This window comes from Streptomyces sp. GbtcB7 (genome assembly GCF_019091445.1).
Lineage (GTDB): Bacteria > Actinomycetota > Actinomycetes > Streptomycetales > Streptomycetaceae > Streptomyces > Streptomyces mirabilis.
Genome location: NZ_JAGXJM010000080.1, coordinates 1 through 13819, shown reverse-complemented (window position 1 = coordinate 13819; position 13819 = coordinate 1). Strand labels below are relative to the sequence as shown.

Sequence of the window (13819 nt, the reverse complement as noted above, 5' to 3'; positions counted from 1 at the left end):
GGCTCCCTGGTAGGCCACCGACGAGTCGATGTAGCGGTCGGAGATGACGACGGCACCCCGCTCCAGCGCGGGCCGCAGAGCTGTTCGGTGTGAAGCCGATCCTGGATCGCAGACTGCGGGAGAAGCCCTACGGTGAGGCGGGGGGAAAGCCGCAGGAGTGGCTGGACCGGCGCTTCGTCCCACCGCCGGCTGTCGGGGAGCGAATGGACCACGACGAGGGTGTGGAGGATTCCGAGACCAAGGCTGTGTGGGTGCGCCGAACCTAGGCGGCCACGGACGAGATCCTGCAGAACCCTTGCGAACACCAGATCATCGTGACGCACGGCGGCTCCCTGACGTTCGTCGTGGCGTCCTGGATCAAGATGCCGATCGAGTCGGCCGCTATGCCAGTTTCCGGACCCCCTCGCGCGGCATTACCACGCTGCGCGAAGACGACTTCTTCCACAACCGCCAAGCGTCAGCCTCGGTGACACTCTTCATCTCGACTCGGCCCAAGCTGGCTGACCTCAACCTGACCCGCTTCGACGGCCCGCCGCCCTCACGGGGACGCTGTTGGCGAATTGTGGGGCTCGTGCGTGACGTCGGTCTCCGAGACCTGGTTGTGGTCTTGGAGACCGAGGATTGTGTTTGGGGTGGGGTACGGGTGTCGATGAAGCCGCTGGTGCAGGGGAAAGTTCCGGCGGAGACGGTGCGGGTGGCGCGGGCGGCGTTCCCGAAGGGCAGTATGGCGATCAGGGCTCGCGACGAGCTGGGCGTGATGTTCACGGACGAGCAGTTCGCGGGCCTGTTCCCAGCGCGGGGGAAACGTGCATGGTCACCGGGGCGGCTGGCCTTGGTGGTGTTGCAGTTCGTGGAGAACCTCACCGACCGGCGGGCCGCCGAGGTGATGCGGGCCCGGATCGACTGGGAATACGCCCTCGGGCTGTACGGGCCAGACTCGCCCGTTCGCCCGGAACGACCGATGAACTGCCCTTAATCATCAGTAAGTTGTCTGCGTGTCACGATCGCCGCCTTACCGGATCCGCCCTCCAGGAGATCCGGCTCGGCAAGGACCTCACACGGGCTCTAGAGACACAGCTTCTTCACATGTGATCAAATCCGGGTGTTCCAGCAGGTCAGACCCCTGATGGGCATCCATGCACTTGCACCACAGAAAGGGACTCCATGAGAGTCCGGATCAACTGGGACGCGAAGTCAACGTTCGAGTACGAATCCTCGATGTCCAGCAGCATTGACACCGCGATCAAGATCACGAACAGCTGGAGCATCGGCGCGTCCAAGGAACTGTCGCAGAGCACCGGCGTGTCCGTGGGCTACGCCAACAAAGCCAAGTACTCGCACCAGTACGAGGTGCCGAACCTGTACACGAAGTGGAAGAAGCAGCACTGGTGCTCGGGCACGGTGCGCTCCACCCGGTACAAGATCGAGGCAAGCAGGTACCACATACCGGCCGGCGGCGCGGTGGGCAAGGTCGGCAAGGACGTGTCGTCGAAGGACGGGTCGGCGAACGTCAATAAGGCCCCGAAGGCTAACCGGACCTACCTCGAGGGGGGTGGTGGCACCCTTTCGCTTGCTCACGGCAGTTCTGTGAAGTTCGGCGGCGCGGTGAGCGCCTTCGGTATCTCGCTCGGTGCGAAGACCGGCTACGACAGCAGCCACAGGCAGAGGATCACGTTCGGAAACCAGCCCGGCAAGCACTGGATCTGGGGCAAGAACGGGTCGATCAGCAGTGGCAAGGCCGGTGTCTTCTACTCCAAGTAGGCGCGGCCGGCTGATCGCCGGAACCGCGCTGCTGATCGTGGCGGCGGCCCTGGTGGCCTGGCTGGTCCAGCAGGGACGAGATGGCGCAGGTACACGGGACGGCCACGCGCTCGACGGAGGCATGGCCTCCCAGAGTGATGTGGGGTACGAGCATCTGCGGATCGGCAAGGAGTACTGGCTGAACCTGCTACAGGCGACCAACGTCAGCGGTGAACCGGTGACCGTACTCAAGGCCCGGTTCGTCAGCCTGCCGAAAGGACTGGAGCTGATCGGCTACAAGGTGGTGAGCACCGAAGACACCGACGGATACGGGATCGGCGTGCTCCCGGTGAAGTCACCATTCGATGACGTCACCGGCCTGCCGGAACGGTCGAACACCTTCACCGTGAAAGCCCACAAACCAGCCGTGTGGTATCACATGGCCCGGCTCAAGGTGACCGGGCCGGTGACGGGCGACACGTCGCAATGCCGGTTTTGGTACCAGCAGGGTTCGGTGAAATACCGGCAAGATCTGCGGTGCGTCAACCAACTCCGCCTCGCCAAGAAATAAGACAACCAAGCACGCCCCCAGAACACATGGTTCTGGAGGCGTCTTGACGTTACAGACCGTGGGCGACGGACTCCGGGCGCCGGTCGAGTTGTTGCTGCCACCCCACCCCGCGTTGCAAGGCGAGCGTCGTCGGGTTTCTCGGCTCACGGCGCGACATCCCGGAACGGTCGGACTGCGGCAGCCCACAAAACGGGGAGCTGGCCACGTCGCTGGCTTCTTTGCGGCGGAGGGGGCAGGCGGGGCGTGGCGTCGTCTCTTCGCGGAGGGCCTGGGGCGGCGGGTTGCGGGAGATCCGGTACGTGTCCTCGTGCACCTCGCCGTCACCGAAGGTGTCCGCGCCCGGGTCCTGGCGCAGGGATTGATAACGGCGTAATTGATTCCTGCCCGTGATGCGGCCGGGCGACGGAAGCTAGATGCCTGGCTACCGGGTGAAGTCACCGCACTGCACAAACTCGGTAGCCTTCCTCGCCTTCGGGCATCCGGGGAGAACGGAGCCGACGCTCCGACATAAGTCCATATCCGAGTACGGCGTGCGGTGCCTGGTTCTCGACCTGATCACTGAGAGCCACAGTGGTCGGTTCGAGCAGCCATGGCACCGAACCGACCACCTTCACGGAAGGTACGTCGGACGGATGGAAACGGCCGGTTGGGCAACCGCCGCGGTGGCGGCGCTCGGTGGGTGCGTGCTCGTACTCGGCTACGTCCTCGATCAGGTGCCGGCACTCGCCGAGAAAGCCGTACGGGCTATCGCCGCGGTACGTCGGCTGCGCGACGAGTGGCGGAACGAGTGAGCGGGCCCGCGCCCAGGGCGGCGCGCTCCACCCCCGGCCCGAGGTCAGGCTGCGATGCTGTGCTCGGCTGCGGCGAGAGCGCCGAGGTCCGCCCCACACACACCGGCCGCGGTTGTCGAGGCGCACGGTTGCGGTGCAGTCCTCGTTGCTCGAGCAGGTCACACTCGGCGACCCGTCCGGGTCGGTGTGCAGGGTGAGCTCGCCGCCGCACCGCGGGCACGGTCGGTCGGGTATGGGCGTGGTGCGCTGGTCGAGACCGAGGGTCCGCAGCAGTCGGCCCTCGCCGATGCGCGGTACGCCGTGCCTCGTGCAGCGGATGTGGGGGCAGGGGAGCGAACGGCGGTGCGGCGAGGGTGCCGTCGAGCTGCTGCTCGGGCAGTCTGGTCAGTTGCTTGGGGTCATCGCCGAGGCCGGCAGCGAGGCTGGCTTGACGATCCGGCTGTCCGACGGCACCGGACTGCATTGAGCCGCGAGAACCTACAGCGTTGCGCTCGCGGCCCCGGTTGCACGGTCGGGGCGCAGAGGAGTCGCGGGCGGCCGCCAGGCGGGGCTGGATCAGGCGGGCGGTGGGGCGTTGGGCGGGGCTTGTTCGGTGGGCTGGTCCATTGCGGAGAGCTGCTGTTCCGTCCAGATGACCTTTCCGCCGGATGTGTAGCGAGTACCCCAGCGGTCGGCGAACTGGGCTACCAGGAAGAGGCCCCGGCCGCCTTCGTCCATGGTGGTGGCTCGGCGCAGGTGCGGAGAGACGCTGCTGCCGTCGGAGACCTCGCAGATGAGGCTGCGGTCGCGGATCAAGCGCACACCGATGGGGCCGGTTGCGTGCCGGATGGCATTGGTGACCAGCTCGCTGAGGATCAACTCCAGGGTGAACGCCTCCTCTTTCATATCCCAGTCGCCCAGGAGTCGGGTGGCGGCAGCACGCACGTCGGCAACGGCCGAGGGGTCGGACGGTACGTCCCACGACGCGGTGCGATTGCCGTCGAGCAGCCGAGTGCTGGCGACAAGCAGGGCTACGTCGTCGCGTGGCGCTACGGGGACCATGGCATCCATCGCTGCCCGGCACACCTGGTCCGGCGTTTGCCCGGCGTGCGCAACAGCACGGCGCAGGAGCTCGATGCCTTGATCGATGTCACGCTGCCGGTCTTCGATCAGGCCGTCGGTGTAGAGGACGATGGCGGTGCCCTCGGGCAGCAGTATCTCTGTCTTTTCGTAGGGCAGTCCTCCCAGCCCCAACGGCGGGCCGGCCGGTACGCCGGGCAGGTCCGCATGCCCGTCCGGGCGCACGATGATGGGTTCCAGGTGGCCCGCCCTGGCCATGGTGCAGAGACGGGAGATCGGGTCGTAGATCGCGTACAGGCAGGTGGCGCCCGTGAGTGTCGGTGTTTCACCGTCGCCGTCCCGGTCCTGGTCGATGCGGGTGACAAGTTCGTCCAGGTGACAGAGCAGTTCGTCAGGTGGCAGGTCGAGCGTGGAGAAGTTGTGGACGGCGGTGCGCAGTTGTCCCATGGTGGCGGCGGCGTGCAGTCCGTGCCCCACAACGTCGCCCACCACGACGGCGACGCGGGCTCCGGGGAGGGGTATGACGTCGAACCAGTCACCGCCGACACCGCCGAGTCCTGCCTCTGCCGGAAGATAGCGGTGGGCCACGTCGACCGCGCTCTGCTCGGGGAGAGCGTGCGGCAGAAGGTTGCGTTGCAGCGTGACCGCCGTGGTGTGCTCGCGGGTGAAGCGACGGGCGTTCTCGATACTCACCGCCGCGCGGGCGACCAGTTCCTCTGCGAGCGAGAGGTCTTCCTGAGCAAACGGTGTCGGCTCCTTCGAACGCCAGAACGTCGCCACGCCGAGAATCACTCCGCGGGCACGCAGGGGAGCAGCGATCATGGAGTGGATCCCGTATGCCACCAGTCTGCGAGCCCGGTCGGGGTCCTGCGCCTGCCAGCCGGAGAAGGCCGCCAGGTCGGCCTCCAGCACGATCTGCCCGGAACCGAAGCCGGATGCCTGTGGTGTTGACGGGTCGAAATGGATGAGCCAACCGGGAGGGTAGAGCGGCGCATCCGTGCGTATGCCGTCCACTGCGACACGACGTAGTTCCGCTGTACGCAATGGGTTCGGTTCGTCGCCGCGCAGCACGGCATCGACCAGGTCGACGGTGACGTAGTCGGCGAACCTGGGCACCGCGAACGCCGCCAGTTCCTGAGCCGTGTGGGTCACGTCGAGGGTGGTACCGATGCGCATACCGGCGTCGTACAGCAGTGTGAGCCGTTCCTGGACTACTTCCACCCGGCCCATCAGTGCGCTGAGTTCGGTTGTGTCGCGCAGCGTGGCGACCCAGCCTCCCAGCCCGGGCTGCTGCGCCATGGGGCGTTGGCTGACGGCCAGGAGCCGGTCGCCTACCTCGATGACCTCGTCCGTGGTCGCTCTGCCCGACAGGAGAAGCTGCTCGGCCTTTGGTTCGAGTCCCAGATCCGTGACGGGCCGTCCGTCCCCGTCGGCCCTCAGCCCGAGCAGGCGCCGTGCTTCGTCATTGGCCAGCAACAGACGCCCCTGGGAATCGACGATCAGAACACCTTCCCGTACCGAGTGCAGAACAGCATCGTGGTGCTCGTACATACGGGTCATCTGCGTCGGGCCGAGGCCGTGTGTCTGACGGCGCAGGCGCCTGCTGATCAGTGCGGTTCCCCCGGTGGCCGCCGAGAGCACCACTCCGGTCGCCGCCAGGACGAGTGGCACCTGTCGCTCGGCTGCCAGGCTCACCTGCTTGACCGTGATGCCCGCGGAGACGAGACCGATGACCCTCCCGTCACCTGTGGTGACGGGAACGACGGTGCGTACCGAGGGGCCCAGCGTCCCGGCAGTCGTTTCGGTGACGATCCCGCCGTGCTGCGCTGCCGCGATGCTGCCGATGTAGCGCCGGCCGATCTGCGCGGGGTTCGGATGGGTGTAGCGGATGCCCGTGGGACTCATCACGACGATGAAGTCCACGGCGGTGCGTCGGCGGGTTTCTTCGGCCTGCGGCTGAAGCGCGGCGGTCGGATTCGCGCTGGACAACGCCTGTCGCACGGTGGGGGAGGCGGCGACTGCCGAGGCAACGGCCAGTGACCGGTTGCGGGCCTCGCGCTCGGCGTCGCCCCGGTACTGGAACATCAGGGCGGCGACCGCCGCTGCCGCAAGGGCCAGGATCAAAATGGCCTGCAGAAGGAAGACCTGGCCCGCGACGGTGGGCAGCCCACGCCAGGACCGCATACGTCCGATCGGCTGATGCATATGCCCATATAACATCGTAGATATGTCAATATCACCCCTAGGTGACACACAGCCTTACTGGCAGTTCGGAGCGTGCCCGAATGTGTACGCATGGTGACTGCGAGTCTTGCCCGATGTCGCCGTCGGCCCAGGTGAGCACCCGGATCTCCATCTCCGTATAGTCGGCGCCCTTCGGTTCCCGCCGAGAAGGCGCTCGGGCCGCCGCCGAAGGCTCTCTGGCCCGGCTGGGCACCGACCATATCGATCTGTACTACCAGCACCGCGTCGACCCGGGCACGCCCGCCGAGGAGACTGCCGGCGCCGTGGCGGAGCTGGTCGCGGAGGGCAAGGTCCGCTCCTTCGGCCTGTCCGGACACCATCCGCCGCGCTCACCCCGTCCACCCCGTCACCGCGGTCCAGTCCGAGTATTAGCTGTTCACCCGCGACCCCGAGGCCCGTGTCCTGCCGGTGCTGCGTGAGCTGAACATCGGCTTCGTACCCTTCCCCCCCTCGACCGGGGCTTTTTGACCGGCACGTTCCGCTCCACCGGACCAGGTCGACGCGAGCGTCTTCCGGGCGGACAACCCCCGGTTCAGCGGCGACAACTTCCAGCACAACCTGCGCCTGGCCGACCAGGTTGCCGCGATCGCCTCCGAGATCGGCGCCACCCTGGCCCAGGTGGCGCTGGCAGGGCTGCTGGCCCAGGGTGACGACATCGCCCCGATCCCCGGCACCCGTCGCGTCGCTCACGTCGAGGAGAACGCCGCTGCCGACTCCGTCCACCTCGCCGACGAGCAACTCGACCGGCTCACCAGCCTCCCGTCGGCTGCGGGAGACACCTACAACGAGGCGGGGGCGGCGGCCCGGACGGGGGCGGCGGCGTGGGCGGTGGTGGGGGCGAGCAGTACGGCGAGCGCGGACAGCGCGCCAGCAGCTGTGCGGGCGACGGGGGTGAAACGCGCGACGAGTTCCTTTCGAAGATCACGAACGGTTTGTGATCTTCGTAGCGGGCCCGCATCCCACCCGTCTGGCACTCTGCCGTCGACTCACCCGTGCGCCTGGTGAGTCACACCGCCGCCAATGACCTCGCGCGGCCGCGGTGGCCCACTGTCTTCGCGGTGCGTCGCGGCGCTCAGTTGGCCCGGGAGGGGCGCCGGGTCCCGGTGGCGCACGCCGTTGCACCTGCAGTCCGGCACTGGCCGTGCGGCCGGCGCGACCACGAAACGCTGCCCTCGCGTCAGGTGGCCGAAGGGAGTTGGGTGGCTTCGTTCACTTCAGCGGCAGCGTTTGTCTGCCTGTTTGGGCAGCAGTTGGTGATCGCGTCAGCTACTGGGTAGAGCAAGAACCGACGAAGGGCACGGTGATATTGCACTTCGCGAATCGTTCCCCTGACCCGGTAACGAACCTGACGATGCTGTATTCCGGGATCGGAATGAGGGACGGCCCCGCGGTCTGCCCCACGATCCTCGTCGCTGGCCAACTCGAACTAGCCGTTGAATGCCTACGGGTTGGCTGGCCTTCGTGCAGCGGGCCCTCATGACCGTTTCCGCAGAAGACTATCGGTGCGTTCATGGGTTGGCCGGGTGTGTGGCCAGGCGGAGAAGTGCCCTGACAACACACCCGGGATGGTCACTTCCGGATGGAGGCCAGTCTCCATGCCTGCAGGTGGGTGAGTTTGGCGGTTCCGTTGTCGGCGAAGACGTCGACGCCGGTGCTGGAGGGGTCGGGGAAGATCTGGTCGGTGAGGACGACCTGTTCGCCGCGCGCGTTCTCGGCGTATACCTCGACGGAGGAGGTGTCGACGAGGACATGCAGGTGCAGGGGCTTGCCGTTGAGTGCGAGCGGGGCGTGTTCGGTACTGGAGAAGGTGGGGTCGAAGTCGGTCGCGCCCGAGGCGGTGCGGTCCAGGTAGACCTCGCCGGTGGTGGTGTCGTAGCCGATCCGGGTGCGCTGTCCGGCGCCGGTGCGGACGTCGAGGCCGAACTTGGTGGCGGTGCCTGGGGTGAGGTCGGCCTGGAGTTCGAGGGTGCTGCCGTGGATGCCGAGCGGGGTGGTGCCGTTGGTGGCGGTGGTCGCCGGGACGGTGGTGCCGGCGCCGTGGAGGGTTTTCAGTTGGCTGACCGGCTGCTGGACCAACTGGGTCTTGCCGTTCACGGTCCGCAGCGAGAGCTGGCGGGGGAAGGTGTCGGCGCTGCGCCAGGGGCTGGTGGGGATGCTTCCGCCGTAGTTCCAGCTGTTCATCCAGGCGATCATGACGCGTCGGCCGCGGGGGGCGTCATTGAAGGTGTTGGCGGCGTAGAAGTCCTGGCCGTAGTCGAGCCAGTGGGCGCGCTGGGTGGCGGACAGGGCCGGCTTGTCGGCGGCGGTGAACTGGTCGGCGAGGAGGTGTCCCCAGCCGGCGGTGTTGGCGTCGACGATCTGGAGCTGGACCTGCTTGCCCTTGTAGGCGCCGGTGTTGAAGGAGGCCCAGTCCAGGTTCTCGGAGTTGGCGCCGGTGGCGCTCTGCACGATCTTGCCGTCGACGAGGAGGTTGACGCCGGTCTCGTTGGAGTGGGGCTTTGTCTGGGTGTCGGAGAGGACGACCTGGTCGACGTTGATGTGGCCCCAGCCGCCCGTGTTGGCGTCCACGACCTTGATCTGCGCCTGCTTGCCCTGCAGGTCGGACAGGTCCCACGAGGCCCAGTTGAGGACCTCGCCGTTGGCGCCGGTGGCGGAGCGCACCACCTTGCCGTCGACGACGAGTTCGACGGCCGTGGGAGCGTCGTAGCTCGCGGCGTGGTAGCCGCCGCCGATGAGGAAGTCCAGGTATTTCTTGTCGATGGTGAAGGCCGGGGAGGTCAGGGTGCCCGTGGAGGCATCGCCGTTCAGGTAGCTGTTGACGAGCCCATTGCCGAGGTAACCGGTGACCCGTTGCTGGTTGGAGAGTGTTCCCTGCGCTGGTCCGGTGCCGAATGCGTCGCCGGTGGTGGTCCAGTCGCCGATGGGGCTGGTGTAGGTGCTGCCCTCGAAGTCGGCGAGGGTTTCGCCGGTCGGTGTCGGTTCGTCGCCCAGGATGGAGCCGGGCTGGTACGGGTGGTTGCCGCCGCCGACCTTGAAGTTGATGTAGTTGCTGGTCACGGCGAACGCGGGCGAGGTGAGCGTGCCGGTGGATGCGTCGCCGCCGTGGAAGCTGTTGGCGAGGTCCTTGCCGTCGAAGCCGGTGACCGGACCCTGGACGTCCACCGCGCCGGTCGCCGGCGCGGTGCCGAACGCGCTCCCGTCGGCCGTCCAGTCGCCGAAGGAGCCGGACTCGAAGTCCTGCAGCACGGTGCCGCTCGGCGGGGTGTAGGTGCCGCTGTCGTCGGCGGTGAACTTCTTTCCGTCGAAGTCTCCGACGAAGTACTGGGCACCGGAACCGCCCGCGATGGCACCGGGGTTGAGGTTGACCGCCAGCAGCCACTTGGTCTTCTTCGGGTTGCCGTCCACCGGCAGCGGGAACAGGTCCGGGCACTCCCACACCCCGCCGGTGGCGCCGGCCGGCCCGAAGTCGCTCAAGTGGGTCCACTTCTTGAGGTCGGGGGAGCTGTAGAAGGCGATCTTGTGCTGGTCGGAGAGGGCGACGGTCATCAGCCAGCTGTGGGTGGGGGCGTACCAGAAGACCTTCGGGTCACGGAAGTTGACGGAGTTCAGGTCGAGGACGGGGTTGCCGGAGTACTTGGTCCAGGTGGTGCCGCCGTCGGTGCTGTACGCCAGTGACTGCCGCTGGATACCGGTGGACTTCACCAGGCTGGTGTAGACGGCGACCAGCGGCGGGTTCTTCTTGGTCCCGAAGCCGGTGGTGTTGTTCTTGTCCAGCACCACACTGCCGGAGAAGACCATCTCGCTGTCGTCCTGCGGGATGGCGACCGGGAGCTGCTTCCAGTGGACGAGGTCGGTGCTGACGGCGTGTCCCCAGGAGATGTTGCCCCAGCTGTTGCCGGACGGGTTGTACTGGAAGAACAGGTGGTACTGGCCCTTGTACCAGATCAGGCCGTTGGGGTCGTTCATCCAGTTCTCGGCCGGGGTGAAGTGGAACTGGGGCCGGTACTTCTCGTGGTAGAGGGTGTCGGCGGCGGCCGGTGTGGCGGCGAGCAGGCCCAGCCCGGACAGGACGGTCAGGGCCGTGAGAAGTCTGCGGTGGGGACGGGTGGTTCTGGACATGGTGCTCCTCGTGCGGGAATCGGGTGGTGTGGCTTCTCCAGATGGACCAGGGCCTGTCCGATCGGCGGGGAGGAACACCGGACAGGCCCTGGCGGATTGGGCGCGGCTGGGCGCGGGAGAGGTCGGCTGAGGTGATTCCCTCGCCGTCCGTCAGTGCAGGTGCAGCAGGACCGTGGTGTCCGGGGGCAGCAGCCCGTCCTTGTCCAGCGGTCCTGACGCGATGAGGGGGCCGCCGACGTCGGGAAGCGGGATCGGCTGGTCGGAGAGGTTGACCGCGCACAGCAGGCTGTTGCCGCGTGCGAAGAGGAGGGTGCCGGCCGGGCTGTCCAGCCAGCGGAACTCCTCGCCCCGGAGGTCGGGGCTGGTGCGGCGCAGGCGCAGGGCGGAGCGGTACAGCTGGAGCATGGAGGTGGGGTCGGCCTGGTTGGCTTCGGCGGTATACGACTTCCAGTCCTCCGGCTGGGGGAGCCAGGGGGCGGCTCCGGAGGTGCTGAAGCCGAAGGGCTGGGTGTCGCCGGTCCAGGGGAGGGGGACGCGGCAGCCGTCGCGGCCTCGGACCGTGTGGCCGGAGCGTTCCCAGGTGGGGTCCTGAAGCGCCGACTCGGGGAGGTCTTCGACCTCGTACAAGCCGAGTTCCTCGCCCTGGTAGATGTACGCGCCTCCGGGCAGCGCCAGCATCAGCAGGGCTGCGGCTCGGGCTCGGCGGGTGCCGAGGGCGAGGTCGGTGGGGTGGCCCTGGTCGCGCATCGGGGTCGTCACACCGGTGTGGGCGCGGCCGTAGCGGGTGACATTGCGGGCCTCGTCGTGGTTGGAGAGGACCCAGGTGGCCGGGGCGCCGACCCTCGCCAGATCGGTGATCGTGCGGTCGATCACCTCCCTCAACTTGTCTGCCTCCAGGGCGCACTTGAGGAAGTCGAAGTTGAAGGCGGTGTGGAGTTCGTCGGGGCGGAGGTAGTCGGGCATGCGGCCGGGGCGGACGTGGGCCTCGGCGACGAAGACGCGGGGGTCCGGGTAGCTGTCGGCGATGGCGCGCCAGCTGCGGAAGATGTCGTGGACGCCGTCGCGGTCCCAGTGCGGGTGGTTCTCCTGGCCTTCGCGGGCGACGACGGAGAACTCCGTCAGGCCGAGGTCCGGGAGGGCCGGGTCCTTGACCATGCCGTGGGCGACGTCGATGCGGATGCCGTCGACGCCCAGGTCGAACCAGAAGCGCAGGACCGACGCGAACTCGGCCCGGACCTCGTCGTTGTCCCAGTTGAGGTCGGGCTGTTCGGGGGCGAAGAGGTGGAGGTACCACTGGCCGTCCGGCGTCCGGGTCCAGGTGGGGCCGCCGAAGGCCGCGTGCCAGTCGTTCGGGGGCAGGGACCCGTCCTCGCCCTTGCCCTCACGGAAGATGAACCGGTCTCGTTCCCGGGAGCCGTCTGGTGCCGCCAACGCCTCCTGGAACCAGGCATGTTGGTCGGAGACGTGGTTCGGGACGATGTCCAGGATCACTCGCAGGCCCAGCTCGTGGGCCTCGGTGATCAGCTTCCGGGCTTCGTCGAGGGTGCCGTAGGTGGGGTGGATGTCGCGGAAGTCGGAGACGTCGTAGCCGCCGTCGGCCAGCGGGGACGGGTACCAGGGGTTGATCCAGATCGCGTCGACACCGAGGTAGGCCAGGTACTGCAGGCGGGAGCGGAGGCCGGCGATGTCGCCGGTTCCGTCGCCGTCACCGTCCGCGAAGCTGCGTATGTAGACCTGGTAGATGACCGCGGAGCGCCACCAGGAACCGTTCGCGGCGTCGCTCGTGCGGGGCGGGTTGGTCATGTGGCTCGGTCCTGTCGGAGTACACAAAAGCGTGTGCCGGCTGTTGATCACTCGGGTTTCTCGCCCGGCTATCCCTTGGTCGCGCCGTCCGTGCCGCCGCGGACGAAGTGCCGCTGGAAGGCGAAGAACACCAGCGCCACGGGGATGGTCATGAGCAGGGCCGCCGCGAGCTTGATCGGGTACTGGTTGCCCTGGCCGAGCTGGCCGGAGACGAGGGAGGCGACTCCGGTGGTGAGGGTGTTCAGGTCCGGGCTCTGCCGGGACACGATGAAGTGCGGCAGTTCGTTCCACGATCCCTGGAAGGACAGGATGGTCAGGGTGATCAGGGCCGGCCGGGCCATCGGCAGCACGACAGACCAGAAGATCCGGAAGGTGCTCGCGCCGTCGATGCGGGCTGCTTCCTCGACGCTGATGGGGATCGACTCGAAGAACTGCTTCATGATGAACACCCCCGCGGCGTCGGCCAGGAGCGGGACGATCATGCCCGAGTAGGAGTCGTACATCCCCAGTTGGTTGAGGACGAGGAATTTCGGGATGAGCAGGACGACGCCGGGCACGGCCATGACCGCGATGACGGCGGCGAACAGTGCGCCCCGGCCGCGGAAGCGCAGCCGGGCCAGTGCGTATCCGGCGAGGGAGTCGAAGAAAACACGGCCCGCGGTGACGAACAGCGAGACGACGACGGAGTTCGCGAACCAGCGTGGGTAGTCCGCTTCGGCGAGCCGGCTGAAGGCCGCCGTCGTGAAATGTTGCGGCCACAGCGACAGCGGGTGGCTGGTGGCGTCCGCGTCGGTCTTGAAGCTCGTCGCGAGTTGGATGAGGAAGGGGTAGATGTAGAGCAGCGCGACGACGACGAGGGCGGTGTAGCCGAGCGCGCGAGTGAGGCCGCTGCCGTGGCGGGTGCGGTTGCCTGCGCGGCGTGCTGTGCGCTTGTCGCCAGTGTTCGCTGCGTTGTCTGCGTCGGCGAGCTTGTGCGGTGTGCTCATCGCGTGCCTCTGTTGTGGACGTCGGCTGTGACCGCCGGGGCGGCTGCGGTGGTAGGCGCGGTTGCGTCTCTTCCGGGTTGTACGGGGTGCGCCGTCGCGGCGGTCCTGGTCATCAGGTCGCCTCCGTGGTCGGGCCGGATCCGGAGCGGGCCGCTTTCGCCGCGCGCCGGGTGACGGCCTTGGCGCGGGCCTCGTCCTTGTCGCGCAGGACGAACTGCTGCAGGAGTGTCATCGCGACGATGATCGCGAAGAGGATGAAGGCGATGGCGCTGCCCTGTCCCCACTCGTTGTTGATGAACGAGGTCTGGTACGACAGGAACGCGGGAGTCAGCGTCGTCTTTCCCGGTTCGCCCGCGGTCATGACGTAGATCTGGTCGAAGACCTGCCAGGTGCCGTTGAGTCCGAGGGTCAAGACGAGGAAGAGGGTGGGCTTGAGCATGGGCAGGGAGACGTGTCGGAACCGCTGCCTGCGCCCGGTGCCGTCGATCTCGTCGGCCTCCTCGTCT

General features: G+C 67.5%; 9 protein-coding genes and 2 pseudogenes. 6 read left to right on the top strand and 5 right to left on the bottom strand.

Features of this window, described 5'->3' with window-relative positions:
* Window positions 1-643: 643 nt before the first annotated feature.
* The 5 genes and pseudogenes from KVT44_RS54260 to KVT44_RS54240 form a co-directional block, all read left to right on the top strand.
* Window positions 644-925: pseudogene (locus KVT44_RS54260) on the top strand (IS5/IS1182 family transposase); the annotation flags it as partial.
* A 293-nt stretch (window positions 926-1218) separates the two neighbouring features.
* A complete protein-coding gene (locus tag KVT44_RS54255; RefSeq protein WP_217576480.1) occupies window positions 1219-1761 on the top strand; it encodes a hypothetical protein in 543 nt (180 codons plus the stop codon).
* Between the two features lie 37 nt (window positions 1762-1798).
* Window positions 1799-2311, top strand: a complete 513-nt coding sequence (locus KVT44_RS54250; RefSeq protein WP_217576478.1) for a hypothetical protein — start codon at window positions 1799-1801, stop codon at window positions 2309-2311.
* 632 nt (window positions 2312-2943) lie between these two features.
* A complete protein-coding gene (locus KVT44_RS54245; RefSeq protein ID WP_217576476.1) occupies window positions 2944-3102 on the top strand; it encodes a hypothetical protein in 159 nt (52 codons plus the stop codon).
* A 307-nt stretch (window positions 3103-3409) separates the two neighbouring features.
* Window positions 3410-3568 carry a hypothetical protein gene (locus KVT44_RS54240; protein WP_217576474.1) on the top strand — a complete coding sequence of 53 codons (159 nt, stop codon included), beginning with the start codon at window positions 3410-3412 and terminating at the stop codon, window positions 3566-3568.
* An 89-nt stretch (window positions 3569-3657) separates the two neighbouring features.
* On the opposite strand, the gene KVT44_RS54235 is transcribed toward KVT44_RS54240, so the two are convergent.
* Window positions 3658-6366, bottom strand: a complete 2709-nt coding sequence (locus KVT44_RS54235; RefSeq protein WP_217576482.1) for a SpoIIE family protein phosphatase/ATP-binding protein — start codon at window positions 6364-6366, stop codon at window positions 3658-3660.
* Window positions 6367-6560: 194 nt separating this feature from the next.
* On the opposite strand from KVT44_RS54235, the pseudogene KVT44_RS54230 reads away from it, so the two are divergent.
* Window positions 6561-7197: pseudogene (locus KVT44_RS54230) on the top strand (aldo/keto reductase); the annotation flags it as partial.
* A gap of 777 nt (window positions 7198-7974) precedes the next feature.
* On the opposite strand, the gene KVT44_RS54225 reads toward KVT44_RS54230, so the two are convergent.
* The 4 genes from KVT44_RS54225 to KVT44_RS54210 all read right to left on the bottom strand — a co-directional run.
* Window positions 7975-10524 (bottom strand): glycoside hydrolase family 32 protein, encoded by a 2550-nt coding sequence (locus KVT44_RS54225; RefSeq protein ID WP_217576472.1) that lies wholly within the window; start codon window positions 10522-10524, stop codon window positions 7975-7977.
* 150 nt (window positions 10525-10674) lie between these two features.
* Window positions 10675-12327, bottom strand: coding sequence for a glycoside hydrolase family 13 protein (locus KVT44_RS54220; protein ID WP_217576470.1), 1653 nt, complete (start codon window positions 12325-12327; stop codon window positions 10675-10677).
* 68 nt (window positions 12328-12395) lie between these two features.
* Entirely contained in the window at window positions 12396-13313 is a 918-nt protein-coding gene (locus tag KVT44_RS54215) for a carbohydrate ABC transporter permease (protein WP_217576468.1), read from the bottom strand.
* A gap of 112 nt (window positions 13314-13425) precedes the next feature.
* Window positions 13426-13819 (bottom strand): carbohydrate ABC transporter permease (locus KVT44_RS54210; RefSeq protein WP_217576466.1); only part of this gene is annotated, 394 nt, incomplete at its 5' end.

What these genes read in the sequence shown, in the direction of transcription:
- KVT44_RS54225 (WP_217576472.1), bottom strand. Translation starts at nt 10,524, where the DNA reads ATGTCCAGAACCACCCGTCCCCACCGCAGACTTCTCACGGCCCTGACC.
- KVT44_RS54235 (WP_217576482.1), bottom strand. Translation starts at nt 6,366, where the DNA reads ATGCATCAGCCGATCGGACGTATGCGGTCCTGGCGTGGGCTGCCCACC.
- KVT44_RS54220 (WP_217576470.1), bottom strand. Translation starts at nt 12,327, where the DNA reads ATGACCAACCCGCCCCGCACGAGCGACGCCGCGAACGGTTCCTGGTGG.
- KVT44_RS54255 (WP_217576480.1), top strand. Translation starts at nt 1,219, where the DNA reads ATGTCCAGCAGCATTGACACCGCGATCAAGATCACGAACAGCTGGAGC.
- KVT44_RS54215 (WP_217576468.1), bottom strand. Translation starts at nt 13,313, where the DNA reads ATGAGCACACCGCACAAGCTCGCCGACGCAGACAACGCAGCGAACACT.
- KVT44_RS54245 (WP_217576476.1), top strand. Translation starts at nt 2,944, where the DNA reads ATGGAAACGGCCGGTTGGGCAACCGCCGCGGTGGCGGCGCTCGGTGGG.